A 22,467-nucleotide genomic window follows, 5' to 3' on the forward strand; every position below is an offset into this window, starting at 1 on the left:
GGGCGCGCGTGAAAGTGGGGAATTCGATGCTCGACGGATTGTTTGCAAAACACGGCAAGGCCAAGCTCGCCGCGCTTGATGCGCTCGGCGCCAATGTCATGCTGGCCGACGCCCAGCTCAACATCACCTATATGAATGACAGCGTGCGCGACCTGTTGCAGGAGGCCGAAAGCGACCTCAAGAAGGAATTGCCGCGCTTTGCGATGTCGACGCTGATCGGCTCGTCCATCGACATCTTTCACAAAAACCCCAGCCATCAGCGCAACATGCTGTCGGCGCTGAAAAAGCCGCACAACGCCACGATCTGGGTCGGCAAGCACGCTTTCGACCTGAAGGTCACGCCGTTGGTCGACAATGGCAAGACCTTCGGCTTCGTGGTGGAATGGGCCAACGCCAGGGAGCGTCTGCTCAACCTCGATTACAACAACCAGATGACAGCGCTGAGCCGCGTGCAGGCGATCATCGAATTCACCGCAGACGGCAAGGTCGTCTGCGCCAACCAGAATTTCTGCGACGCGCTCGGCTACCGGCTGGACGAAATCGCCGGCCAAAACCACAGCCTGTTCGTCGACAAGGATTACGCCGCCACGCCCGCTTATACAGAATTCTGGAATGCGCTGCGCCGCGGCGAAGCGCAGATCGCCGAATTCACCCGGGTGGGCAAAGGCGGCAAGAAGGTGGTGATCAACGCCTCCTATAATCCCATTGCCGACGCCCAGGGACGGGTGGTGAAGGTGGTGAAATTCGCCACCGACGTTACCGAACGCGTCCGCGCCGTCGACGAGATCGGCGAAGGCCTGGGCCGGCTGGCCGGTGGCGACATCTCCTTCGAGATCACCAAACCTTTCGCCCCGGATTTCGAAAGCCTGCGCATCAATCTCAACAATGCGCTCAAGCAACTGTCCGACACGCTGGGCGCGGTGGCGCAATCGACATCCGAAATCGACGGCGGCACGCAGGAAATCTCGCGCAACGCCAATGACCTCGCCCGCCGCACCGAACAGCAGGCCGCCTCGCTGGAGGAAACCGCCGCCGCGCTTGACGAGATCACCGCCAATGTCACCAATTCCTCCAAGCGCGCCGAGGAAGCCCGCCACGCCGCCGGCGAAGCCAATGACAGCGCCGCCCGCTCCGGCAAGGTGGTGGCCGACGCCGTCGGCGCCATGGCCCGCATCGAAGCCTCGTCCAACCAGATCTCCAACATTATCGGCGTGATCGACGAAATCGCCTTCCAGACCAATCTGCTCGCCTTGAACGCCGGCGTCGAAGCGGCCCGCGCAGGCGACGCCGGCAAGGGTTTCGCGGTCGTCGCCCAGGAAGTGCGCGAACTCGCCCAGCGCTCGGCGCAAGCCGCCAAGGAGATCAAGGATCTGATCCGCAACTCGTCTGAAGAGGTGAAAACCGGCGTGCGGCTGGTCAGCGAGACCGGCGAGGCCCTGAAGACCATCGAGACCAATATCGTCACGGTCAACACGCATATGAACGCCATCGCCATCGCTTCGCGCGAGCAATCGGTCGGCCTGTCCGAGGTCAACACCGCTGTCAACCAGATGGACCAGACCACCCAGCAGAACGCCGCCATGGTGGAGGAATCCAACGCCTCCAGCGCCACGCTGGCCAGCGAGACCGAACGTCTGCGCTCGCTGATTTCACGCTTCAAACTGTCGGGCTCGGCTATGGCCGCCCCCCGCGCCGCCTCGCGCGCCTCCCGTCCCGTCGCCTCCCCGGCCCGGGCGCTGACCGCCAAAGTCGCCCGCAGCGTGGGCGGCGGGGCCACAGCGGAAAAATGGGACGAATTCTGAGGCGCCCAGCTTCCCGGAACAGACAGACAAAGGCCGGCGAACAAAAGTCGCCGGCCTTTGAAATTTCAGCTTTGTTCACCGCCGCCCGCTGTCAAGCGGGGCCGGAACGTTCGGTCCGGAGTGCGGCGATCTCGTCGCGCAGCGCCCTGATCTCGCGCAGCAATTCGGCATTGTCGACATGGATCGTCTTCAGCTCGGCGTCGGTGTCGGCATTCTGGTCCTGCATGGCCGAGACGATCACCCCGATGAACAGATTGAGCACCGAATAGGTGCTGAGCAGGATGAAGGGCACGAAGAACAGCCAGGCGTTGGGGTGCTGCTCCATCACCGGCCGTACGATGCCCATCGACCAGCTTTCCAGCGTCATGATCTGGAACAGCGAATAGAGCGAGGCGCCGAGACCGCCGAACCAATCGGGGAATGTCGCGCCATAGAGATTGGTGGCCATCACCGCCGACACATAGAACAACAGCACCATCAGCACGATGATCGAGCCCATGCCGGGCAGCGCCGCAATCAGCCCGCCGATCACCCGCCTGAGCGACGGCACGACCGAGATCAGTCTGAGCAGCCGCAGGATGCGCAGCGCGCGCAACACCTGGAACGGCCCGGTGGCCGGAATGAGCGCGATGGCGACGATGCCGAAATCAAACAGGCTCCAGGGATCGCGGAAAAAGCCCAGCCGGAAGGCGTAGAGCCGCATCAGGATTTCCAGCGCAAACAGCGCCAGGATCAGCTGATCCAGCCCATGCAGCAGCGGCCCGGCCGCCGCCATCGCCGCCGGATTTGTCTCCAACCCCAGCGTGACGGAATTGAGGAGGATGAGACCGACGACGAACCGCTCCCAGCGCTCCGACGTCAAGATACCGATCAGTTTTTCACGCATTAACGACCCCTGGTTTCAGCCGGCAGGAATTGCCGATGCCCTGGTCTCCGTCAAGCCCCCCTTCCAGCCTGGCCTGCCGCACGATTGCACGTTCCACGCCCGCCGACCGGCGCATGCGCCTGCCCTTGGCGTGAAGCGGCTTCACGGGCGGGATATTCGATGCAGCCGCTGCGGCGCGGCGCGAGGTTGCGCGCCCACTATTGACAGTATCGTCCATGTTGCTACCTTCACCGAAAATGGAGACCGAATGTATAGAATGGACGAACTCAGACAACGAGCGGCGCACAAACAGTCGACTGCGGATATTCCGGTGTTCACACACGCGATCACGATAGATCTTGATGAGAAGAACAGCGCGACACTGCAAGACTACGGTGTGAAAATTGTTGGGGCTGGGTCCGGAAATTCGATCACTCTCGAAAAGGATCAAAGGGCGCTCGATATCCAACTCGAATTCGCCCAGGCTTCCGACTGCCATGTGGTTCTCGGCCGCAGCAAGCCGATTTCGCTTCGGCTCACCGTGCAGGGCAAAGACAATCTCATCTGCCTTGCCGGCGTCAGCGATCGGCAGTCGCATAATCGCGTCACGGCCTTGATCAAGGGCAACCGCTCATTGCTGCATCTGGGGTCGGATTTCACCAGCGTGAACTCGACCCTCGCCTTGTTCGGCGAGGACCGGATCATGTCTTTCGGGCCGGATTGCATGCTGTCCTGGAGCATCCACATGATCAATTACGACCAGCACACGCTCTTCGACATGGAGACGGGGGACGTGATCAACGACCCCACGGATATGAGGATCGGACGGCATGTGTGGATCGGCCAGGACGCGCTGTTCACGCGCGGCGTCTCGGTCGGCGACGGATCGATCATCGGGGCGCGCGCGCTGGTCGCCTCCGACATCCCGCCGACATCGCTGGCGGTCGGCGTTCCCGCGAAAATTCTGCGCAAAGGCGTGTCCTGGACCCGCGCCTGGATGGGGCATCGCCCGTCGATCGAGGAGACGCGCACCCTGCTGATGGGCCAAATCGATGGAACCGGGCAGGTCGCGTCGGGGGAAAATCTCAAGTGATGTTCACATATGCGCCAGGGGTCTATCCCATCACTCCATCCAATGATGCCCCGCCGCCAACAGCTGCGCCTTCGCCGGGTCTATGGCGGCGCGCTTGACCAGCAGATGGTCGCCATCGAAGGTGGAGACGACGAACACGCCCAGCCCCGCATTCGACAGCGGCGCGACGACCGACAACACGACGCCCGTCTCATCGAAGGCGAAGGGCCCCTGAAGTTTCAGGCAGGCCCAGCCGCCATCCTGCCGGATATCAGCGGGAACCCGTTCGGCGCGGCAGAGGATCGACAATTCCTCGTCCGATCTCGATATGCTGACGAACCCCTCGCCATCCGCCCAGGCGGGGATGGCAGCCGTCGGCGACAGGCGGGAGACGACGTAATCGCCGTCGAGCAGCTTGAGCGTCACGGAAGGCATGGTCAGGCGCTCTTCTTTCTCGCCGGCTTTTTCACCGGCCCCAATTGATAAGGGCTGGTCAGCACCGACGCCGCGCCGAAATGATGCGACCAGAGTTTCGCGCCGAGTTCGCCGGACACGTCAAGCGAAGAGCCGACGCAAAGCCATTTCAACAGGGTCGGACGCAAGCCCGCGTCGAACAGCATGAAACCCGCCGCCAGCACGCAAGTTTCGGCCTGGATGCCGCAGACGAGGACCTGTTCGACGCCCTCCTCGCGAAAATAAGCGATCATCTCGGCGGGCGGGCAATAGCCGTGTTTGACGAAGACGCGGTCGGTGTTGATCAGCGGATTGTCGTTCGGGGCCGGCTTCCAGCCCAGTTGCGCCTCGAACGGCGTCACCGTCTCGTCATGCCGCTCGACGGTGGCGACGCTCAGATAGCCGGGCGCGAGGTCGCCGATCGCCTTGACCTGCCAGGCGGGCGGAATGAACGAGGGTTGGACATCGACGATCAGCAGGGCTTGTTTCATGGCGGACCTTTGCGGACAGGGCGACTTGCGCAGCGGGAGGAACGGTTTACACTGCATACTTACGCCAACTTGCTTACAGTGTAAACATAGATGACACCGAAACAGGATCTCAGGACAAGCCTGCTGGCCGAGGCCACCGCCCTGCTCGAACGCGGCGACGCCGAGCCGAGCCTGCGCGAAGTCGCCCGCCGGGCCGGCGTTTCCGCCATGGCGCCCTATCGCCATTTCAAGGACAAGGCGGCGCTCATGGACGCGGTGGCGGAGGCGGGTTTCACGCGGCTGTCGGCGGCGCTTGAGGCAGCGGACGCCACGGCGGAGGGCCGCGCCGCGCTGACGGCGCAGGGCCTCGCCTATCTGGCTTTCGCCGAGGCGCAGCCCGCCGTCTTTCGGCTGATGTTCCAGCGCGCGCAAAACGCCGCCGATCGCGACAGCCCGGCTCGCAAGGCGGCCTATGACGCGCTCGCCCGACGCGCCGCGGCGCTTGCCCCTGATAAGCCAGAGGCCGCAGCGCTCATGGCCTGGGGGCTGGTCCATGGCCTGGCCGACCTCCGCCTCAACGGCGCTCCCGCCGCCGCGCGCGCCGAAGACGCGGTCCGGCTGTTGGTGGAACTGCTGGCCCCCGGCTGAGACCTGCGATCCCCGGCAAGATCCCGTCCGGCCGAGGTCAGGCCGGCGCAGACGCGATCCAACGGCGCGTGGCGTTCAGCCGCTCCTTGTCGCGAAACGCCTGGTCGAGATCGATGTCGTAGCGATTGGCGATGGCGCAGAGGTAAATCAGCAGATCGGCGAGTTCGCCGCCGATCGACAGCATCACGCCGCCGGGCTCGATCGGCATCCCTTCCTGCTTGCGCACCGCCTTGAACAATTCGCCGACTTCCTCGCCAAGCAGCAGGCATTTCTCCACCGCCGACTGATGCGAAAAGCCGCGCTCGACCTCCAACTTCGCGACATAGGCCTGCAGCTCGCGCAGGCCCGCCGCTTTCATCAACGCATCGGTCATGACGGGTTTCTCCTTCGCCATCATCATCAGCGCCGCTGAGTTGCGCCGCCAATGTTGCTGGCGTGTGACAGCGGCGGCCGCGCCATTGCCGCGCGCCGCGCGCGCCCTTGACATCAGCCCTGTTCGAGCGCATTTCAGCCTCGACGGCGCAGTCCGTCAGTCTCAAAGGAACCCTCGTCATGGACCCCGACAGTCGATTGTCGACATCGCATAACTCGCGCGCGCGCTGACGGGACCGCTCCCGACGGCGCTAAACGCGCCCGAAGGAGAAGACAATGCTCAGGACCTATTTCCGGGCGGATGACCGCCTGCGCGCCGCAGCTCTGACCGCCGACGCCGCGCCCTCCCCTGAAACCATCCTCGCTGCAGAGACCCAGCCGGCCGTGATCTGGTATGATCTCGTCGATCCCTCGCCGGCCGAGAGCCGGCATGTCGAAGCCTCGCTCGGCGTGACACTGCCGAGCCGCGACGAAATGGAGGATATCGAGCTGTCCGCCCGTCTCTACCAGGAGAACGGCGCGGAATTCATGACCATGACGGCGCTGACCAATCTTGATGGCGATGAGCCGATGAAGACGGCGGTGACTTTCATTCTCACCGATGGCGCGCTGGCGACGCTGCGCTATGGCGAAAGCCGGCCCTTCGCCGCCTTCGCCGCCCGCGCCGTGCGCGGCAATGGCCAGAGCTTTCAGAACGCCGAACTGGTGATGCTCGGCCTGATCGAGGCGATGGTCGACCGCATGGCCGACGTGCTGGAGCGGATCGGCAACGAGATCGACGGCATTTCGCGCAACATCTTCCGGGCGAAAGCGGCGCGCTCCAACAAGAAGCAGCAGGACCTGCAGTCGCTGATCGAGCAGTTGGGGCAGAAGGGCGATTTTCTCTCCGGCATCCGCGAAAGCCTGGTGTCGATGACGCGGCTCGTCGCCTATCACGCCGCCACCGAAAATCCCGGCCGCAAAAGCGGCAAGGAAGCCCGCCAGATGATCAAGCTGCTCGGCCGCGACGCCACCTCGCTCGGCGACCACGCCGCTTTTCTGTCCGGCAAGATCAACTTCCTGCTCGACGCCACACTGGGACTGATCAATCTCGAGCAGAACCAGATCATCAAGATCTTTACCGTCGCCTCGGTGGTGTTTTTGCCGCCGACGCTGGTGGCCTCGGTCTATGGCATGAATTTCCAGCTGATGCCGGAGCTGCAATGGAGCCTCGGCTATCCCTGGGCGATCATGCTGATGATCGCGTCCGCGGCGCTGCCGTTTCTGTATTTCAAGCGGCGGGGGTGGTTGTGAGGGGGCCTCGTCGAAAGATGAAGCATTGCTCAAATACAACCAAATGGGCTTTTAGGAGTTTCGTAAAAGTAGCAGTCCGCCTATCATGAAGCGGTTGCTAGATGAGAATCATATCTCACTAGCCACTGCAAGGACGCGCCCTTTCCCGATTGAGGGCAGACGCGTCAAATTGAGTTCATGACCGTATCAGCGAGACACATGTATGGGTAAGATCAAACTGTATCAGGGCTTTTTCCCCTCGAGCAATTTCCTCGACAAAGCCAGCTTCCGGCTGCGCGAACACGACGCAGACGAGATGCAGTTTTCCGACAAGCGCGGCGCGCATGTCGAGATCCAGGGCAAGGATTTCGCCTACAGCAAGGGCGAACTGGTTGGTGGCATCATCACCGCCATGCAGATCTACGACAAGGAGGGCGACATCACCCTCAGCGCCCGCAATATCAGCATCAAGAGCGACGTATTCAGCTTTTACTATGATCGCGATGGGGCCGGGGCCTTTGATTACGTCCATTCCCTGGGCAAGGACACCGTCATCGGGTCGTCAGGCGACGACATGGTGGCGGGCGACGATGACGATGACGTGCTGTTTGGAAAGGGCGGAGACGACGGTCTTTACGCGCAGTTCGGCACCGACACCCTACATGGCGGGGTCGGAGACGACCGCTTCTACTTCAACTACCGAATATTCGACGACGCTGTGATCGCCGATTTTGACGACACCGGCACGGTTCAGGACACAATGATCGTCAGCTATAGCATGTATAAAAACATGAAGATAAAGCAAGTCGGCCACGACACGGTGCTGCATTTCGACAAACACGACGTGACGCTGCTGGATTTTAAAGCTGATGATATTAATAAGGCTGACTTTGATTTTGCACAGCAATATGGCTGAAGACAGCCGCAGCAGATAAAACTGCCTCAACCAAGCTCGTCTGCGCGCTCGATGCGGAGGATTTTGCGCTAAGACACTGCGGCCTGACCGGTGCTTTCGACAGGCCCGGTCTCGCGCCGCTGATCCCGCAATCGCATAGCTATGTCGGCGGACGCCCGACATTGTGGACGGTGACGGTGGAGCGATAGGGAATGAGAGGATTTCATCGGACCATTTTCTTGCACCAAAGAATGTGTTAGCCGTGCGCTGACACTGTCCGGTTTACACAAATTTCAGATGTGTAAACGAGTGCCGGATCGTCTGCATAAGCCTTAGCCTCAGTATCCAGAACTCTATGTTTCAGGTAAGCCAATGGGAAAGATAAAAGTATTTTCTGGTTATCTTCCATCGACCCTTTTTCAAGACGAAGATCGGTTTAAACTCGGACACCATGATGAAACGACCATTTTTTTTGGAAATGAAAGTCGCGATCACGTCGAGATAGATGGAAAAGGATTCGCCTTCAAAAAGGGGGAACTCGCAGGGGGCACAATTACAGCGATGCGTCTCTACGGCAATGACGGGGATCTTCTGGTCGATGCCCGCAACCTCTCCATAAAGAGCAGCGTCTTTAATTTCTACTATGATCACGACGGCCAAAAGGCTTTTGACTATGTTTTTGCTGTGGGCGCAGATGTGATGGTAGGATCTGACGAGGACGATGTCTTGATGGGTCACGATAAAAATGATCGCCTTTACGGAAAAGGCGGGGACGATTTTTTCTTTGCCCAAGGAGGCGCAGACATATTTTATGGAGGCGAGGGTTCAGATCAGTTTTACCTCGATAGCCACTTCAAACGAGCTACCGTCGCCGACTTTGATGATGCTGGAAATGTTCAGGATCGATTATTTACAAATAAATCAATGTATATACATATGAAGATTGAACAGATAGGAAAGGACACGGTCCTTCATTTTGAAAACAGTGAAGTCACTCTACTCGACTTTAAGGCCAAAAATATTGATCGCAGCGACTTCAACATAAATTTCGATTTAGGCTGAAAAGAACACATACTTGATTTCCATTTTGCGTACGTCTGATGCTGGGCGTCTTACGCTCAATAGCCAAATTCATTGACCTGGATATCTTGGCCGCAGACGTTCAACTCGCCCCGCACCCTCAATCCTCCAGCGCCCCGCCCGGCTTGCGGGGCTTGTTGGACAGCGCGGTTGAGGCGATTTTCATCAGATTGTCGCCGCGGCGGACGAAGCGGGCGGCGACGCGGGTGACGATGGTTCCCTCAACCGGGGCGAGGATGGCCACGTCGTTCTCCGGGAAGCCGGGGGTGGGGATGATCGCAGCCAGGCGGTCGCCCGCTCTCACCTGATCGCCGAAGGTTTTTTCGAACAGCACCGTGCCGGCTTTCGGCGCATCGATCATCTGCACATAGTCGAGGCCGGCGACGGGGCCGGTGAAGGCTTCATGGCGCACGGGCTCGCCCGAGACGACGTTGCGGCGCTGCAGGAAGGCCATCAGGCCCTCGGCGTCCTTGGCGGCGAGATCGGGGCGGACGTCGCGAAGCCCGCGGAATTCCATGGTCAGCGAAATGCGGCCTTCATGCCAGGCGGCGCGGGCGCCGAGATCGCCGGCCTTCCAGGCATGGGTGACGGCTTCCTCGAATGCGGTCGAGCCGCCGTCGGAGAGAAGCACGGCCTCAAGGCCGAAACTTTCGGCGAGATCGATCGCCTCGGGCCAGAAGGAGGCTTCGAGATAGGCGTAGAGCTGGCTTTCGTCGTCGCAATGCAGATCGAGCACCAGATCGGCGCCGAGGGCAAGATGCAGCAGGTGGCGCTTGAGCTGGTCGGCGGCAGGCCGCGCTTCGATGCCGTCGAGCAGGGAAGCGCGGTCTTTAAGCGCGATCAGCGGATAGTCGCGGTTGAAATTCGTGCGGCTGGCGATCTCGAAGCGGCCCTGCAATTCGCCATGCAGCCATTGGCCGGCGCCGATGGGATTGCATTTCGGAACGATCACCACATCGCCAAGCAGACGGCCTTCGCTTTCGGCTGTACGGAGCGCGGGGATGAAAGCGTGCAGGGCTGCGACGCCGGGCAATTCGCCGGCATGCAGAGCGGCCTGGATATAGACGCGAGGCGCCTTGGGGTCAGACCCCTCGAAGGTGAGAACGGGAACGCGCCATTCTCCGGCGACGTCGTCACTGATCACGATTTCGGATGTCTGCATGGTGTGGCTCCCGTCTCGATGCGGGGCCTATGTGCCGCGTTTTCGGCGCGCTGTCCATGGCGTGGCGCGGGCAAAGCGCGGGAGGGTCACAAGCGGGCGGCGACTGCGCCGCAGGTCTCGGTCCATGGCGCGGAGGCCAGGATCCTGCAAGCCGCACGATCGGGGTCGGCGCGCTCAGGCGCGGCCTCGGCCGGTCGTTGAAATCCGCTCAGTGCTTCTTGGCCTTGGAGCCGCTTCGGCGCTTGCGCGGGTGGTCTGTCGCATCGGTCCAACGCTCGTAGCGCACGCCGGTGAACAGCAGGATGCGCGCTTCAACGGGTTGTTCCCGCATGCGTTTTGGCTGTTTGGCCAGCCAGGTGTCCAGTCTAATCACTTCTGCCATTCTCTTCTCCATCAGATGGATCGAGACGGATGAACTGGGAATGATCTCATCCTGCCGTGTCGGGCTGGCGCTTTCCGTCGCCGCGAGGCTCGGGACATATGCGCCTTTCTCCTTTCATCAGCCGCTCCGGTCGTTTTCGAGACGTCCGAAGTGCTTTTTAGTTCCACGAGATACACGATGGATCGCGAAGGTTAACGCGACCTTATGATTTGCGATCACACCATGGCATAGTTAACACCGGCTTAAAATACGCACAAATGATTTCAACGGGTTGGTTTTCACATGCCCGTCAACGCCACGGCGAAACCTCGCTTTGGCGATTTTGGCGCGCAGCCGCGGCAAAAACAAGCAGCCGGCGCGATGACGCGCCGGCTGCTGTTGTCCTTGATGATATCGGCGTCAGTGAGAGGCGTTTGCAGCCAGGCTGGGGCCCTGCTTCTGCTGTGCTGTCCAGAACGTATAATCCTCCTGGAAGACAGCGTCGGCGGCCCGGGAGATCTCCAGATCGAACACGTCCCAATAGGCTTCGAAGAAGTTGAAGCCGTAATTGGCCTGGATGACGGCGCTGATAAAGGCGGTGGCGGCGCTTTCGTGCAGGCTCTCGCCGCGCATGGCCGATACGCAGGACACCACTGCCTTCTGATAGGAAGCGCAGCGTTCGCCGGACCATTTGTCGAGCAGAAACTCGCCCGCCTCACGCGTCGTCCGGATTTTCGCGACCTCTTTTCCCGAGCGTCGATCATGCAGAACGACGCCCATCTTCCACAATCCATTGATCATGGAGCTACCCCATTGGCTATTTCCATGCAGGATAGCTATTTAAGCTTGCGCGAAATTGCTCCCAGAAATGCTCACGGGAGAACAAGCCTGGATGAAGCGGACCAAGCGCCGCAAGACTGCGACAGAACTGGTCTCACGCCCCAAAAATAGGCGATCAGGCGCGGGCGGCCTCGACCGCGTCGCCATACGCCCAATAGGGAAAATCGGCGGCGATCAATTCCTCGGCGGCGCGGGAGATTTCGGCGTCGAAATCGTCCCAGAAAGCGTCGAAGACATTGATCTCATAACGCGCCTCCACGGCGGCGCTGACAAAGGTCGCAGCAGCGGTGGAATGCGGGATCTGTCCCTTCAACGCCTGGGCGCAGGCGCGCACGGCGCGCAGATAGGCATCCTTTCGATCCCGCGCCCAGCCGGACAGCAGAAACTCGGCGGCGGTGCGCGTGTCGGCGATCCTGATCGTTTGACCATCGAGACCTGCGCCGCCTAACAGAACCCCGCTTTGCCACATTTGTATCGTCATTGTTACAATCTCTCGGTTCGCAATAGATCCGGATATAGACGGCGAAGCTTGCGCGGACTGAGCCAACGCCCAAGCCAGATCTTGCAATCGCGGCTTTGCGCGCCTGCCGGCGGCCGATGGTTAACGGCCTGTAAACTGTTTGCCGGTAGTGTTTTCGAAATGGGACAGTATTGCGTAGAGGGCGCCCAGGTGTCTGACGGATTTCGTGATTTGGAGGGTCCGCCGCTGACGCGGACCAAGGATGTCGTGCTGATGGCCACCGTGTCGAGCTTCGAGGCCATGACGCATCCCGGACGCAACGACGTCAGGCAATTTTCCGAACTGTTCGAGCCGGTGTTCCGCGCCTCTAGCCATGAGGCGCAGCGCAACGCCGCCGCAGCGCTGGCGCGTTCGCCGCATGTGCCGCGCAGCGTCGCCTGGTTCCTGGCAACCCAACCGATCGGGGTGGCCGCGCTGTTTCTGGCCGCCTCCCCCACGCTCGACGACGAATTGCTGATCGCCGCCGCCCGACTGAAGGGCCGCGACCACGCCAAGGCCATCGCCGCCCGGCCCAATCTCTCCGTGAAAGTGGTCGATGCGCTGGTGGCCCTGCATCAGGGCCTGCCGGACCGCTCCGCCAAGCCGCGCGCCGACGCCGCGCCCCAGCCAGCCGAACTCGTGACGACCGAACCCGGCCAAAGCCGCGGCGTCCGCGAGGAAGACCTGCGCCGGACGCTGAAATCGCTGGTGGCGCGCGACGCGCTGACCCGCAACGAGGAGAGCGACGACGCCGCCGCTGAGCGCGAAGAGGCGCTGTTGATGCGCTTTGCCCGACTGCGCGAAGCCAAAGCCTTTTCCCGCATGCTGGCCCACTGCCTGGGCTCGAGCGTCTGGCTCACCAACCGCATCATGCTCGATCTATCGGGATTGCAACTGGCCACCGCGCTCATGGCGCTCGGCCTGCATGATGGCGAAACCCGCTTCGCGCTGACGCAATTCTATCCGCATCTTTCGGAAAACGCCGGCGCGGGCACGCGAGCCGAGAGCGTGGTCGCAGGGCTCGACGCGGACGAATGCGCCGACCGCGTCGGCGTGTGGATCCGCGCCGACGCCTATACGGATGGCCAGGCGGAGGAAAGCGCCGCCAACGGCAATGGCGCCGCGCCGCAACGCTTCAACGCTGCGCAAAAGCGGGCGGCGGGGTGACCTCGGACACGGCCAGGGCGCTGCGGTGACGAGAGCATCTGTCAAGGATTTCTTGGCACACCGGCGGCCGATTTGCTGACATCCCTGAAGGCCGGTCGCTTTTTGGCTTCCGGGGTCGTCGAAAATCTTCATGCGGCCTTTTCGTCCAACTGCGGTTCTCTCTCAGTCGGATGTCAAAATTGATCCCGTCATATGAGGTCTGATTAATAGCCCCTGGCATTGCTGGCGCGGTGTTTCCCCGACCCAGACAAAGAAGCGAGCGAATACGAAAGATCGCGACACGCTTTAAGCCGCACGGCACGCTTTGACTTTTCTCTTTGAACCAGGTATTTAGTTTTAAAACTAGGTACCTGGTTTTCTGGGCAGTAGCTTGGGAGCAAGCGAGGATCAAATGGCCAGATCATCCCGAGAAAGCGCGATACGGCGCCCCTTGACCTATCTCCTTGGCGTCGACTCAAACATTCGGGTGTTGCGGGTGCTTTCTCTCCATGGCGGCATGCTAGCCGCCAGCGAGATTGTCCGCCAGAGTAGGCTCGTGCAAGAAAGTGTGAGAAAAGCCCTGATCGATCTGGTTTCCCTGGGGATCGTTTCACCATCCGGAACTGGACGATCGCGACTGTATCGTCTGAATACCGAAAACTACTTTTTCGCCACGCTGTCGCATCTGTTCAAGGCGGAAAACGACCGATTTTCAGAAATTCTAGGCTGCGTGCGCCAGTGCTCCTCAGGTCTGCCGATATTCAGCCTGTTCTACTACGGCAGCGTCGCTCGCGGCGAGGATCGGCCGGATAGCGATTTCGATATCGGCGCCATCGTCGAGACGAATGATCTCGCCTCGGTAATAGAGCGTTTGCGGCAAGCGTTGATATCTGTGTCCGAAACCTATGCATTCACCCCCAATGTCGTCGGAATGGATTTCGCAGATGTCGGGCGATTGGAAAACAGCGCGGATCCCTGGTGGATCAGCGTCAAATCGGAAGCGATCGTCCTGTCTGGAAATCGTCCTGAAGATGCAATCCAGGTCGCTGGAGGCTGTCATGGTTAGAACCGGACCGACGACGAAGAAAGACGAGGCGTTTGCAAGGGCCAGGCTGCTGATTGCCCGCAGCTATCTCAAGGACGCCCGCAACAGCAACGCCGTCGCCGACCCTGATGATATCGGCAATCCGTCGATGTCGACGATCATCAACTGCGCAATCGCGTATTCGGATGCATTGACAGCCAAGTTTCGCGGCGAAATCAATCAAGGCAACCATCAGGCGGTGATCAGCCTTTTGAAAGCGGCGCTGGGAAACCAATTGCCCGCCAAGCAGGTGACCAATCTGCGCGCGCTTCTCGAACAAAAGGATGAAGTGCAATATGGAGCGAGGCTAAAAACACGGATGGAGGCAGAAAGAGCGCTCGAACGCCTCGAAGAGTTCGCGGCCTGGGCCGAACAAACATTCACGCTTTAATTTCAAGGACGGGGAGGACTGGGACGGCGAATAATGACCCGGGCGTGGAGCAAAGCAGCCCCTGCCCTTCGCCTGACAGGCTTCGCGCGATGCCTGCGCCCCAAAACCAAAAACGCCGCCCATGGGCAGGGAATGCCATGGACGGCGCCGGTCAGAAATGAAGTCCGAAGGCTTCGCTCATCCTCTACATCGGCACTACGACAGTTTTGCGATGCAAAAGTAAAAAGCCGACAGAAAGGTTGGGAAGCTTCCGCCCCTAGCAGGCGGGAGCTCCAGGTCTTGGGAGGTGTTTCAGAACACGCGCAGGCGGCGATGCTCCCGCTCGTCGCGGGCTTCGCGCGAGGAGGCGATCACCGACGACGCGAAGGTGGCGATGAACATCGCCGAAATCAGGCTGGCGAACAGGGCAAGCACGAATGTCATGGTCTCATCCTCATGAAAAAGGATCTCTTGTCCGGCGTGAAGCGCGTCGGGTGGGGGATTTTTCGGATTTTCGTCGTGACCGGCGGGCGCTGTCGGGCGTCCTGCGGGTCGATTCCAAGTCTGCTGTCACCATGACAGACTCACATTGCCATCGCGTTGAGGAAGATGGTTAACCGAGCCTGAATCGACATCGGAACATGACCGCAGGATGGGTCGCGCTGCGCAATTCTTGACGAGCGTCAATCCAGAAAGTTGCAATTTCGCAACATCAAACAAGATCTCCCCAGACGCGTTTAGCGTTGTCTAATATATTGATCTAGCGCAAAGAAAGGGGGATCGGCGGGGAGATAGTGCGGATGTGACACACGATGCGGGCCCGCCCTGGGGCGTCTGGCGCGGACCCCTCGCAACGGAAGGAAAAGAACCATGTCCCACGCACACATCGCGCCGCTGATGGCCGCCCTCGCCGCGGCAACCCTGCTTTCCGGCATGCCGGCCAAGGCCGCGGATCTCACCGCCGCCCCTGAAGTCGCGCCGGAAGCCCAGGCCGATGTCGCCGCCGCCTTCAGCCCCTGGCAGGTCCGCCTTCGCGCCCTCGGCGTGCTGCCGACCGATTCCGGCGACGTCGACGGCATTTCCGGCTCCGACCTCAGCTATACCGACAGCGTGATCCCGGAACTCGACATCACCTATTACTTCACCAAGAATATTTCGGCGGAATTGATCCTCGGCACCACCCAATCGTCGATCCATGGCGACGGCTCGATCGGCAGCCTCGGCAAGCTCGGCGACACCTGGATCCTGCCGCCGACGCTGACCGCCCAATATCACTTCACCAATTTCGGCGCGTTCCAGCCCTATGTTGGCGCAGGCGTCAACTACACGATCTTCTACAACCAGGACGCCACCGGCGCGGCAACCGACCTCAAGGTCAAGAACGCCTTCGGCGTGGCCCTGCAGGCCGGCTTCGACTATATGATCGACGAGCATTGGGGCGTGAACGCCGATGTGAAGAAGATCTTCCTGCGCCCTGATTACGAAGCCACGGTCGGCGGCGCCGACGTCAAGGGCACCGCCAAGCTCGATCCCTGGCTGATCGGCGGCGGTCTCACCTACCGCTTCTGACCGGCTTCGGCCGATCCTGCCTGCTTCACGTCATGCGCGCCTTTCCATTCGAAAGGCGCGCATTTTTCGTTGATGGGCGACGGGTTCAGAACACGAAGTCGGCCCCGTCCATTTGCGCCTTCTGCATGTTCTTGATCAGGATCTGGTCCGAGCCCAACGACAGCAGCAAATCCGCGCCCTGATTGACGGCGTGATTGTTCCTGAGATCCGCGATATCGGTGATCCCGGTCCATTCGCTGACGTCGATACGGTCCGTTTCGTCGCGGTAATCCATGATCGTGTCCTTGCCGTCGCCGGAGGCGAAGTGGAATATGTCCGCCGCCTTTCCGCCGGTCAGGATATCGTCGCCGCCATTGCCGTAAAGCTGATCGGCGCCAGCCAGGCCCTTGATCCTGTTGGCGGCCTCGTTGCCGCGCAGCACATTGGCCAGGCCGTTGCCGTTGCCGTTGATGGTCTCGGAGCCGAACAGGATCAGCTGTTCGATATTGGTTCCCAGCGTATAACTGACCTTGGCGCGCACGGTGTCGGAGCCTTGGCCGGCGAGTTCGACCATCTTGAGCCGGGCGCTATCGGTCGTCAGCATATCATCGCCGGCGCCGGTCAGCAGCTTGCCGGTCAATTCGCCGCCAACGCCATTGAAACTGTCGTCGCCCGCCCCAAGCGAGACATTGCCGATCAGAACGCCGCTGTTGACGACCTGAGTGTCGCCGCCCTCCGAAAAGATCGAATAGGTGTCAGAGATGATCGTACCGCGATTGATGATGCTGGAGACATTGTCGGCGTCAGGCGAATCGATGACGCCGTAGCTGGCGCGGATCACGCCTGCCGCCTGGTTGGTGAAGATATTGCCGTTGCCGTCTCCGAAAAAGCCCGCTCCGTCGGTGGCCAGGGCGTGGATGACGCCGCGATTTTCCACCTCGTTGGAGTTTCCGCCGAAACGGACGCCATATTGTTCGGCGACGATCACGCCCCGTACCGACGCGTCGCTATTGCCGCCATCGAGAACGACGCCGTTGCCGCCGCTGATCAGCGCTTCCGCGCCGATCCGCACGGACGAGTTGGAGCCGAGCAGGCTCACGGCTGCGGACGACGCCGAAATATCGCCGAAAATGTTGACGTTGATATTGTTGACGCCGGCTCCGGCGCTGATGCCGGCGTTCGACGCCGCGATGGAAATCGAAGCGCTTTCGACAAGGGTGTAGGTCTCGTTGGACAAGCCCGCCACATAGCCGGCTGTCCGATTGCCGGTAATTTGCTTCGCCATCAGTGCGTCCCCGAAAGTATAGTGAAGTTGTTGAAGCGTCAAAGTGCCGCCCAGGCGTCGCAAGGCCGCGAATCACCGGCACCTTAACTTTAGCGATTATTGCGGTTTTATTTTATTTTACCAGCCCCGGGCGCCGTATGGTCAGCAGCGGCCAGTAGCGATGGCGCGCGCCCATTGCGGGCGGTTCCTGGCGCTGGCGATGGCGGCGGCGGCGGCGCTGTCATAGGCGACCAGGCGAAACTCGACCGTCCAGCCATGGGCGGTCCTTTCGATCACCGCGTAAGCGGCGTGCGGCGCCCCCGCCTCCACCTTGTGGTAATAGGGCAGATCGTCCTCATAGGCCGGGCAGCCAATCGAGCCGGGATTGACGATCAGGCGGCCGTCGGAAAGCCGCACAGTGCGGGCAATATGGGTGTGGCCGCACAGGATCAGCGACTGGCTGACGCCTTCGGCCATGGCCTCGACCTCAGCGAGCGGCCGGGCATGCACAACACCCTCGGGCGAGACGGTCTCCAGCCAGTAGTGATTATCCTCGCGCGGCGTGGCGTGGCAGAGAAAGACATCATCCTTCCAGACGCGCGAAAACGGCAGGCTGGCGAGCCAGGCGTGATGGGCAGGCGTCAGTTCGCGGTAACAATCGGCTTCCCATTCGTGCAGCGCGGCGGGATCGCCGCGCAGATAACGGTCGTGATTGCCCGACACCGACACCATGTCGCGGGCCAGAATGAGATCGGCGGTCCGCGCCGCCTCCAGCGGCCCGGAAAGATGGTCGCCGAGATTGAGGATGTCGGACACGCCCTGCGCGTCGATGTCGGCGAGCACCGCCTCAAGCGCCAGCGCATTGCCATGAATATCGGCGATGACGGCGAAACGCATCACGAACCCCGATAGGTGGAGTAGCCGAACGGCGACAGCAGCAGCGGCACGTGATAATGCAGTTTTGGATCGGCGACGCCGAAACGCAGCGGGATGATATCAAGGAACAGCAGATCCGGCAGCTTCTGGCCGGTCATCTTCAGATAGGCGCCGGCATGAAACACCAGCTCATACTGGCCGCGGGTGAGCTGTTCCTCCGACAGGATCGGACCGCCATCGATGCGGCCGTCGGCATTGGTCCGCACGGTCTTGAGATATTCGCGCACCTCGTCCTGGATCCGGAAGACATCGATCATCACGCCCTTGGCGGGAAGGCCGAGCGCGGTGTCCAGAACATGGGTGGTAAGGCCTGCCATCAAGAAATCTCCGGGATTACAAAGGGGGTTTGATAAAAATATTCCTCAAGGTTACCGCCCGGCCCCTGCCTGTCAACCACGAGAAAGTCGCAAATCCCGCCGAGCGCCATCAGAGGGTGGTGCCAGAGGCCGGCGGGATAATTGACGCCCTGATCACCGCGAGCGAGGAAAACATGCGGTACGCCCGGCCCGCCGCCCTCATCCTCCGCCACCACCACCAGCCAGGGCTTGCCCGAGAGCGGCTGGAAACTCTGGCTGCCCTGGGGATGCCGCTCCATCATGTCGACCGTATAGGGAAGCTGGCGCGGCTGGCCGCGGAAGATGTTGAGGATCACCTCCGCCCCCTCGCCCAAAGCTTCGGCGCGGCCGAGTCCGTGATGCCGCTCGGTGGTTCCGCCATTGATCAGGCGCATTTTGGCGGGGGTGGCTTCGATGACCTGGCCAAAGGGCGCGAAGGAGTCTGCGGTCAGCGGGCGGATGGGGAGGATCTGGGGCAATGGGAGGGTCCTTAGGCGAGAATGGGGAAGTGTTTCAATAGCGCTATAGAAGCGGCTTTATGGTTGACGGCGTGCGCCGCCCCTCATCCGGCTGCCGCCACCTTCTCCCGGCGCATGCGGGGAGAAGGGCGATTGTGGCAAGGCCGGCGCGCCATCCTCCTTCTCCCCGTGTTACGGGGAGAAGGTCCCCGCAGGGGGATGAGGGGCGGCGCACGCCATCAGCCATCATATCGGCCGAGCCTCACGGAAGATTCGAGGGCTCACATCGACGGGAATATCGCCTGGCGTCACGAGATGAATGGATGTTCCTTCGAGAAGCCGCTCCAGAGCATCCTGGAGACCGCCGAGCGTCAGAAGCGTCGAGCCGGCGAGGTCATCCACCAGAATGTCGAGGTCGCTGTCCTCGCGGTCCTCGCCCCGCGCGACCGAGCCGAAGACGCGCGGATTGGCGGCGTTGAAGCGGCTGATGGTGTCGCGGATGGCTTGGCGGTGCGCGTTGAGACGATCGGACGGTTTCATGCGGCGGCTCCCTTCTCGCTTGATGATAGCGCGGGGAGATCTGGTTTTGAAGGGCGGAGTTCGGCATCCATCAAAGGCGACCGAGGGTCGCGGGGCCATGCCCCCAAAACGCAAAAACGCCAGCCGCGAGGGCTGGCGTTTCGCAAATCAGATCCGGCGCGCCGATCAGGCGGCGGCGGAGGCTTCCAGCGACACTTCCGAGATCGTCTTCAGAACCTGGGAAGCGATCTGGTAGGGGCAGCCCTGCGAGTTGGGGCGGCGATCTTCCAGATAGCCCTTATAGTCGTTCTTGACGAAGGAGTGCGGCACGCGGATGGAGGCGCCGCGGTCGGCCACGCCCCAGGAGAACTTGTTCCACGGAGCGGTCTCGTGCTTGCCGGTCAGGCGCAGATGGTTGTCCGGACCGTAGACGTCGATATGTTCCTTCCAGTTCTTGGCGAAAGCGGCCATGAGCTCTTCGAAATAGGCCTTGCCGCCGACTTCGCGCATGAACTTGGTGGAGAAGTTGCAATGCATGCCCGAACCGTTCCAGTCGGTGTCGCCGAGCGGCTTGCAATGGAATTCGACGTCGACCGCATACTTTTCGCAGAGGCGGAGCAGCAGGTAGCGCGCGATCCAGATTTCATCGGCGGCCTTCTTGGAGCCCTTGCCGAAAATCTGGAATTCCCACTGGCCCTTGGCCACTTCGGCGTTGATGCCTTCATGGTTGATGCCAGCGTCCAGGCAAAGGTCGAGATGTTCTTCGACGATTTCGCGGGCGATGTCGCCGACATTCGAATAGCCGACGCCGGTGTAATAGGGACCCTGCGGAGCGGGGTAGCCATTTTCCGGGAAGCCCAGCGGACGGCCGTTCTGGTAGAGGAAGTATTCCTGCTCGAAACCGAACCAGGTGTCGGAATCGTCAAGGATCGTGGCGCGGCTGTTGGAAGCGTGCGGGGTGACGCCGTCCGGCATCATGACTTCGCACATCACGAGAGCGCCGTTGGTGCGGGCCGGATCGGGATAAATGGCGACGGGCTTCAGCACGCAATCCGAAGAATGACCTTCGGCCTGCATCGTGGAAGAACCGTCGAAGCCCCAGAGCGGGAGCTGTTCGAGCGTCGGGAATTCTGCGAATTCCTTGACCTGCGTCTTGCCGCGCAGATTCGGAACCGGCTTGTAGCCATCCAACCAGATATACTCGAGCTTATACTTTGTCATGTCCATCTCTCGTAAAGTGACTGCGCGCATCCTGGCGCAACCGTAGTTCTGATCCTCCGGCTCTCCCGGGGCTCGGAAACATGAATGCATGTTCCGTGCCAGTTTGCCGGCGCATGCTCGCAAACCGCGAAAATGCGGCGTTTTGCGCCATTCAATTAAGCTTTTTGCGAGATACTGGCGGAACTCACGGCCCCCGCGCGGCGTTTCTGCTCAAATTTTAGCGGAAATTGAGAGGCCGATTAGAAAAGCGCCGCAACAAGCTCAGGAACCAGTCAGACTCTGATAAATTTTTGGGCGTTATGCTGTTTTTGTGTGCAAACATGTGAAGTTTCTGTTACAACCAAGATCCGAACCCTTACGGGGTTGATGGAGGAAAGCGAGGCAGTAGCATGACAACGGGCATGATCCGGGAATCGGCGAAAATCTACCAGTTCCCCAAGAGAAACATTCGCGATCCGCGTCTCGGCGCCGGTCTTCCCAAGGTGGTGATCATGGAAAGCGGCGGCAGCTGGTACCATGAGGACGCCATTCGCGAAGACGACGACACGCGCAAGCAATAGTCACTGCTTGCAGCGCGCGACGCGCCCGCGAGGTTTTCGCGGGCGGAGGAAGTTTGACGCGTATCTTCAGCGCCGAAAGCGGGCCAGGCCGTGGCGGACCAGGCGATCGACGAGATCGTCATAAGCGAGGCCGCTGGCGGCGAAGGCGCGGGCATACATGCTGATATCGGTGAAACCCGGCATCGTGTTGACTTCGTTGATCACGAAGGAGCCATTGGCGCGCAGGAAGAAATCCACCCGCGCCATGCCGTCGCAACCGAGCGAGCGGAAGGCGGCGCGCGCCGTATGGCGCATCACATCCTCCACATCATCAGGAAGTCGTGCGGGCGCGATCAGCGCAGCGCCATCCGGGTCGAGATATTTGGCGTCATAGGTGTAGAAACCGTGGCTCGCCGCCGGCGCGATCTCGCCGGGACTGGAGACGATGACGTCGCCCTTCTCCGTCTCCAGAACGCTGAATTCGATTTCGCGGCCGGCGACGAATTCCTCCACCAACACGATCTCGTCATGACGGAAGGCTTCCGCCAGCGCGGCGTCGAATTCGGCCGCGTTCGCCGCCTTGCCGACGCCGACGGACGAGCCCTGCCGGGCCGGCTTGACGAAGACGGGCGCGCCCAGCGCAGCCGTCACGGCGCCGAAATCGACCGGTTCGCCGCGCCGCAGGGTCATGTCGCGGGCGACCGGCAGGCCGCTTTCGCTGAGCAACCGCTTGGCGACGGCCTTGTCGATGGCCGCAGCCGAGCCCAGCAACCCGCAGCCGACCAGCGGCAGGCAGGCGATATCGGCGAGCCCCTGCATCGAGCCGTCCTCGCCATGCAGACCATGCAGCACCGGAAATAGCGCATCCAGCGCCGGAAGCTCGCGCGCGCCCTCGGCGCCGAGCGCCACCAGACGTCCGCGGCCGCCGGGCGGCAGGCACAGTTCCGCCCCGCTCTCCGGCGCCGTCAGCGTTTCGCCGCCAAGGTCCTCGCCCAGCCGGAAACGGCCGTCGCGGGCGACGAAGATCGGCGCGGGCTCATAGCCTGAGCGCATGAGCGCTCTCACCACATTGGTCCCAGAGCGCAGCGACACGTCATGCTCGCTGGAGCGTCCGCCATAGAGCACGCCGATCCGCAATCCGCCCTGTTTGTCCGTCATCGTCCCATCCCTTGTCTTGCCCATGAGTCTGTATACTCGTATACTCGTATACGAGATACATCGAAGCGAGATGCGGCGAAACTATGGAGGCCTGACTT

28 protein-coding genes are annotated in these 22,467 nt (G+C 61.2%); 11 read left to right on the forward strand and 17 right to left on the reverse strand.

Annotated elements, in window-relative coordinates; genetic code table 11:
* Positions 1–26 precede the first annotated feature (26 nt).
* Entirely contained in the window at positions 27–1,802 is a 1,776-nt protein-coding gene (locus M2360_RS26385; protein WP_280778405.1) for a methyl-accepting chemotaxis protein, read from the forward strand.
* A gap of 91 nt (positions 1,803–1,893) precedes the next feature.
* On the opposite strand, the gene M2360_RS26390 is transcribed toward M2360_RS26385, so the two are convergent.
* Complete coding sequence (locus M2360_RS26390; RefSeq protein WP_280778368.1) at positions 1,894–2,688, reverse strand: ion transporter; 795 nt, start codon at positions 2,686–2,688, stop codon at positions 1,894–1,896.
* Positions 2,681–2,905 carry a hypothetical protein gene (locus M2360_RS26395; protein ID WP_280778370.1) on the reverse strand — a complete coding sequence of 75 codons (225 nt, stop codon included), beginning with the start codon at positions 2,903–2,905 and terminating at the stop codon, positions 2,681–2,683. Before M2360_RS26395 ends, M2360_RS26390 begins: the two co-directional genes overlap by 8 nt.
* A gap of 30 nt (positions 2,906–2,935) precedes the next feature.
* Between M2360_RS26395 and M2360_RS26400 the strand changes: the two genes are divergently transcribed.
* On the forward strand, positions 2,936–3,760 hold the full coding sequence (locus M2360_RS26400) for an acyltransferase (RefSeq protein WP_280778372.1): 825 nt from the start codon (positions 2,936–2,938) through the stop codon (positions 3,758–3,760).
* Between the two features lie 30 nt (positions 3,761–3,790).
* Here the strand turns inward: M2360_RS26400 and M2360_RS26405 are convergent, their stop codons facing one another.
* Together M2360_RS26405 and M2360_RS26410 are read right to left on the reverse strand one after the other, a co-directional pair.
* On the reverse strand, positions 3,791–4,174 hold the full coding sequence (locus tag M2360_RS26405; RefSeq protein WP_280778373.1) for an ACT domain-containing protein: 384 nt from the start codon (positions 4,172–4,174) through the stop codon (positions 3,791–3,793).
* Between the two features lie 2 nt (positions 4,175–4,176).
* Positions 4,177–4,683 carry a cysteine hydrolase family protein gene (locus M2360_RS26410; protein WP_280778374.1) on the reverse strand — a complete coding sequence of 169 codons (507 nt, stop codon included), beginning with the start codon at positions 4,681–4,683 and terminating at the stop codon, positions 4,177–4,179.
* Positions 4,684–4,773: 90 nt separating this feature from the next.
* Between M2360_RS26410 and M2360_RS26415 the strand changes: the two genes are divergently transcribed.
* A complete protein-coding gene (locus M2360_RS26415; RefSeq protein ID WP_280778375.1) occupies positions 4,774–5,310 on the forward strand; it encodes a TetR/AcrR family transcriptional regulator in 537 nt (178 codons plus the stop codon).
* Between the two features lie 37 nt (positions 5,311–5,347).
* Here the strand turns inward: M2360_RS26415 and M2360_RS26420 are convergent, their stop codons facing one another.
* Positions 5,348–5,797 (reverse strand): MazG nucleotide pyrophosphohydrolase domain-containing protein, encoded by a 450-nt coding sequence (locus M2360_RS26420; protein WP_280778376.1) that lies wholly within the window; start codon positions 5,795–5,797, stop codon positions 5,348–5,350.
* Between the two features lie 161 nt (positions 5,798–5,958).
* Between M2360_RS26420 and corA the strand changes: the two genes are divergently transcribed.
* The 3 genes from corA (at position 5,959) to M2360_RS26435 (ending at position 8,911) form a co-directional block, all read left to right on the forward strand.
* A complete protein-coding gene (gene corA / locus M2360_RS26425) occupies positions 5,959–6,975 on the forward strand; it encodes a magnesium/cobalt transporter CorA (protein WP_280778377.1) in 1,017 nt (338 codons plus the stop codon).
* 202 nt (positions 6,976–7,177) lie between these two features.
* On the forward strand, positions 7,178–7,870 hold the full coding sequence (locus M2360_RS26430; RefSeq protein ID WP_280778378.1) for a hypothetical protein: 693 nt from the start codon (positions 7,178–7,180) through the stop codon (positions 7,868–7,870).
* Between the two features lie 351 nt (positions 7,871–8,221).
* Positions 8,222–8,911, forward strand: coding sequence for a hypothetical protein (locus M2360_RS26435; RefSeq protein WP_280778379.1), 690 nt, complete (start codon positions 8,222–8,224; stop codon positions 8,909–8,911).
* 118 nt (positions 8,912–9,029) lie between these two features.
* On the opposite strand, the gene M2360_RS26440 is transcribed toward M2360_RS26435, so the two are convergent.
* From M2360_RS26440 to M2360_RS26455, 4 genes are all read right to left on the reverse strand, one after another.
* Positions 9,030–10,091 carry a succinylglutamate desuccinylase/aspartoacylase family protein gene (locus tag M2360_RS26440; protein ID WP_280778380.1) on the reverse strand — a complete coding sequence of 354 codons (1,062 nt, stop codon included), beginning with the start codon at positions 10,089–10,091 and terminating at the stop codon, positions 9,030–9,032.
* 208 nt (positions 10,092–10,299) lie between these two features.
* Positions 10,300–10,473, reverse strand: a complete 174-nt coding sequence (locus tag M2360_RS26445) for a hypothetical protein (RefSeq protein ID WP_280778381.1) — start codon at positions 10,471–10,473, stop codon at positions 10,300–10,302.
* A gap of 399 nt (positions 10,474–10,872) precedes the next feature.
* Positions 10,873–11,253 (reverse strand): DUF982 domain-containing protein, encoded by a 381-nt coding sequence (locus M2360_RS26450; RefSeq protein WP_280778382.1) that lies wholly within the window; start codon positions 11,251–11,253, stop codon positions 10,873–10,875.
* Between the two features lie 154 nt (positions 11,254–11,407).
* Positions 11,408–11,773, reverse strand: a complete 366-nt coding sequence (locus M2360_RS26455; RefSeq protein WP_280778383.1) for a DUF982 domain-containing protein — start codon at positions 11,771–11,773, stop codon at positions 11,408–11,410.
* 189 nt (positions 11,774–11,962) lie between these two features.
* Between M2360_RS26455 and M2360_RS26460 the strand changes: the two genes are divergently transcribed.
* The 3 genes from M2360_RS26460 to M2360_RS26470 all read left to right on the forward strand — a co-directional run bounded on the left by M2360_RS26460 (position 11,963) and on the right by M2360_RS26470 (position 14,412).
* Entirely contained in the window at positions 11,963–12,958 is a 996-nt protein-coding gene (locus M2360_RS26460) for a DUF2336 domain-containing protein (protein WP_280778384.1), read from the forward strand.
* A gap of 430 nt (positions 12,959–13,388) precedes the next feature.
* A complete protein-coding gene (locus M2360_RS26465; protein WP_280778385.1) occupies positions 13,389–14,003 on the forward strand; it encodes a nucleotidyltransferase domain-containing protein in 615 nt (204 codons plus the stop codon).
* Positions 13,996–14,412 carry a hypothetical protein gene (locus M2360_RS26470; RefSeq protein ID WP_280778386.1) on the forward strand — a complete coding sequence of 139 codons (417 nt, stop codon included), beginning with the start codon at positions 13,996–13,998 and terminating at the stop codon, positions 14,410–14,412. Before M2360_RS26465 ends, M2360_RS26470 begins: the two co-directional genes overlap by 8 nt.
* Positions 14,413–14,703: 291 nt before the next feature.
* Here M2360_RS26470 and M2360_RS26475 read toward each other — a convergent pair whose 3' ends face one another.
* Entirely contained in the window at positions 14,704–14,835 is a 132-nt protein-coding gene (locus tag M2360_RS26475) for a hypothetical protein (protein ID WP_280778387.1), read from the reverse strand.
* A gap of 453 nt (positions 14,836–15,288) precedes the next feature.
* On the opposite strand from M2360_RS26475, the gene M2360_RS26480 reads away from it, so the two are divergent.
* Positions 15,289–15,960, forward strand: a complete 672-nt coding sequence (locus M2360_RS26480) for an OmpW family protein (protein ID WP_280778406.1) — start codon at positions 15,289–15,291, stop codon at positions 15,958–15,960.
* Between the two features lie 85 nt (positions 15,961–16,045).
* Here the strand turns inward: M2360_RS26480 and M2360_RS26485 are convergent, their stop codons facing one another.
* The 6 genes from M2360_RS26485 to M2360_RS26510 form a co-directional block, all read right to left on the reverse strand.
* On the reverse strand, positions 16,046–17,224 hold the full coding sequence (locus M2360_RS26485; RefSeq protein WP_280778388.1) for a hypothetical protein: 1,179 nt from the start codon (positions 17,222–17,224) through the stop codon (positions 16,046–16,048).
* A 141-nt stretch (positions 17,225–17,365) separates the two neighbouring features.
* Positions 17,366–18,100: a metallophosphoesterase family protein gene (locus M2360_RS26490; RefSeq protein WP_280778389.1), complete on the reverse strand. Its 735-nt coding sequence runs from the start codon at positions 18,098–18,100 to the stop codon at positions 17,366–17,368.
* Positions 18,100–18,456 (reverse strand): hydroxyisourate hydrolase, encoded by a 357-nt coding sequence (uraH, locus tag M2360_RS26495; RefSeq protein ID WP_280778390.1) that lies wholly within the window; start codon positions 18,454–18,456, stop codon positions 18,100–18,102. Before uraH ends, M2360_RS26490 begins: the two co-directional genes overlap by 1 nt.
* A complete protein-coding gene (locus tag M2360_RS26500) occupies positions 18,456–18,953 on the reverse strand; it encodes an ureidoglycolate lyase (protein ID WP_280778391.1) in 498 nt (165 codons plus the stop codon). The genes uraH and M2360_RS26500 overlap by 1 nt, the downstream gene beginning before the upstream one ends.
* 225 nt (positions 18,954–19,178) lie before the next feature.
* The gene (locus M2360_RS26505; RefSeq protein ID WP_280778392.1) at positions 19,179–19,472 is read right to left on the reverse strand and encodes a nucleotidyltransferase family protein; all 294 of its coding nucleotides are present in this window, start codon (positions 19,470–19,472) and stop codon (positions 19,179–19,181) included.
* A gap of 165 nt (positions 19,473–19,637) precedes the next feature.
* Positions 19,638–20,672 (reverse strand): glutamine synthetase beta-grasp domain-containing protein, encoded by a 1,035-nt coding sequence (locus M2360_RS26510; RefSeq protein WP_280778393.1) that lies wholly within the window; start codon positions 20,670–20,672, stop codon positions 19,638–19,640.
* A gap of 389 nt (positions 20,673–21,061) precedes the next feature.
* Between M2360_RS26510 and M2360_RS26515 the strand changes: the two genes are divergently transcribed.
* Positions 21,062–21,232, forward strand: coding sequence for a DUF2735 domain-containing protein (locus tag M2360_RS26515; protein WP_280778394.1), 171 nt, complete (start codon positions 21,062–21,064; stop codon positions 21,230–21,232).
* A gap of 66 nt (positions 21,233–21,298) precedes the next feature.
* Here M2360_RS26515 and M2360_RS26520 read toward each other — a convergent pair whose 3' ends face one another.
* On the reverse strand, positions 21,299–22,369 hold the full coding sequence (locus tag M2360_RS26520) for a D-alanine--D-alanine ligase family protein (RefSeq protein ID WP_280778395.1): 1,071 nt from the start codon (positions 22,367–22,369) through the stop codon (positions 21,299–21,301).
* Positions 22,370–22,467: the final 98 nt, after the last annotated feature.

This window comes from Rhizobium sp. SG_E_25_P2 (genome assembly GCF_029892285.1).
Taxonomy (GTDB): domain Bacteria; phylum Pseudomonadota; class Alphaproteobacteria; order Rhizobiales; family Rhizobiaceae; genus Rhizobium_E.

Bases quoted from the DNA above. Each gene is read 5' to 3' on its own strand.
- M2360_RS26385 (WP_280778405.1), top strand. From the start codon at position 27: ATGCTCGACGGATTGTTTGCAAAACACGGCAAGGCCAAGCTCGCCGCG.
- M2360_RS26390 (WP_280778368.1), bottom strand. From the start codon at position 2,688: ATGCGTGAAAAACTGATCGGTATCTTGACGTCGGAGCGCTGGGAGCGG.
- M2360_RS26395 (WP_280778370.1), bottom strand. From the start codon at position 2,905: ATGGACGATACTGTCAATAGTGGGCGCGCAACCTCGCGCCGCGCCGCA.
- M2360_RS26400 (WP_280778372.1), top strand. From the start codon at position 2,936: ATGTATAGAATGGACGAACTCAGACAACGAGCGGCGCACAAACAGTCG.
- M2360_RS26405 (WP_280778373.1), bottom strand. From the start codon at position 4,174: ATGCCTTCCGTGACGCTCAAGCTGCTCGACGGCGATTACGTCGTCTCC.
- M2360_RS26410 (WP_280778374.1), bottom strand. From the start codon at position 4,683: ATGAAACAAGCCCTGCTGATCGTCGATGTCCAACCCTCGTTCATTCCG.
- M2360_RS26415 (WP_280778375.1), top strand. From the start codon at position 4,774: ATGACACCGAAACAGGATCTCAGGACAAGCCTGCTGGCCGAGGCCACC.
- M2360_RS26420 (WP_280778376.1), bottom strand. From the start codon at position 5,797: ATGTCAAGGGCGCGCGCGGCGCGCGGCAATGGCGCGGCCGCCGCTGTC.
- corA (WP_280778377.1), top strand. From the start codon at position 5,959: ATGCTCAGGACCTATTTCCGGGCGGATGACCGCCTGCGCGCCGCAGCT.
- M2360_RS26430 (WP_280778378.1), top strand. From the start codon at position 7,178: ATGGGTAAGATCAAACTGTATCAGGGCTTTTTCCCCTCGAGCAATTTC.
- M2360_RS26435 (WP_280778379.1), top strand. From the start codon at position 8,222: ATGGGAAAGATAAAAGTATTTTCTGGTTATCTTCCATCGACCCTTTTT.
- M2360_RS26440 (WP_280778380.1), bottom strand. From the start codon at position 10,091: ATGCAGACATCCGAAATCGTGATCAGTGACGACGTCGCCGGAGAATGG.
- M2360_RS26445 (WP_280778381.1), bottom strand. From the start codon at position 10,473: ATGGCAGAAGTGATTAGACTGGACACCTGGCTGGCCAAACAGCCAAAA.
- M2360_RS26450 (WP_280778382.1), bottom strand. From the start codon at position 11,253: ATGATCAATGGATTGTGGAAGATGGGCGTCGTTCTGCATGATCGACGC.
- M2360_RS26455 (WP_280778383.1), bottom strand. From the start codon at position 11,773: ATGACGATACAAATGTGGCAAAGCGGGGTTCTGTTAGGCGGCGCAGGT.
- M2360_RS26470 (WP_280778386.1), top strand. From the start codon at position 13,996: ATGGTTAGAACCGGACCGACGACGAAGAAAGACGAGGCGTTTGCAAGG.
- M2360_RS26475 (WP_280778387.1), bottom strand. From the start codon at position 14,835: ATGACATTCGTGCTTGCCCTGTTCGCCAGCCTGATTTCGGCGATGTTC.
- M2360_RS26480 (WP_280778406.1), top strand. From the start codon at position 15,289: ATGGCCGCCCTCGCCGCGGCAACCCTGCTTTCCGGCATGCCGGCCAAG.
- M2360_RS26485 (WP_280778388.1), bottom strand. From the start codon at position 17,224: ATGGCGAAGCAAATTACCGGCAATCGGACAGCCGGCTATGTGGCGGGC.
- M2360_RS26490 (WP_280778389.1), bottom strand. From the start codon at position 18,100: ATGCGTTTCGCCGTCATCGCCGATATTCATGGCAATGCGCTGGCGCTT.
- uraH (WP_280778390.1), bottom strand. From the start codon at position 18,456: ATGGCAGGCCTTACCACCCATGTTCTGGACACCGCGCTCGGCCTTCCC.
- M2360_RS26505 (WP_280778392.1), bottom strand. From the start codon at position 19,472: ATGAAACCGTCCGATCGTCTCAACGCGCACCGCCAAGCCATCCGCGAC.
- M2360_RS26510 (WP_280778393.1), bottom strand. From the start codon at position 20,672: ATGACAAAGTATAAGCTCGAGTATATCTGGTTGGATGGCTACAAGCCG.
- M2360_RS26515 (WP_280778394.1), top strand. From the start codon at position 21,062: ATGACAACGGGCATGATCCGGGAATCGGCGAAAATCTACCAGTTCCCC.
- M2360_RS26520 (WP_280778395.1), bottom strand. From the start codon at position 22,369: ATGACGGACAAACAGGGCGGATTGCGGATCGGCGTGCTCTATGGCGGA.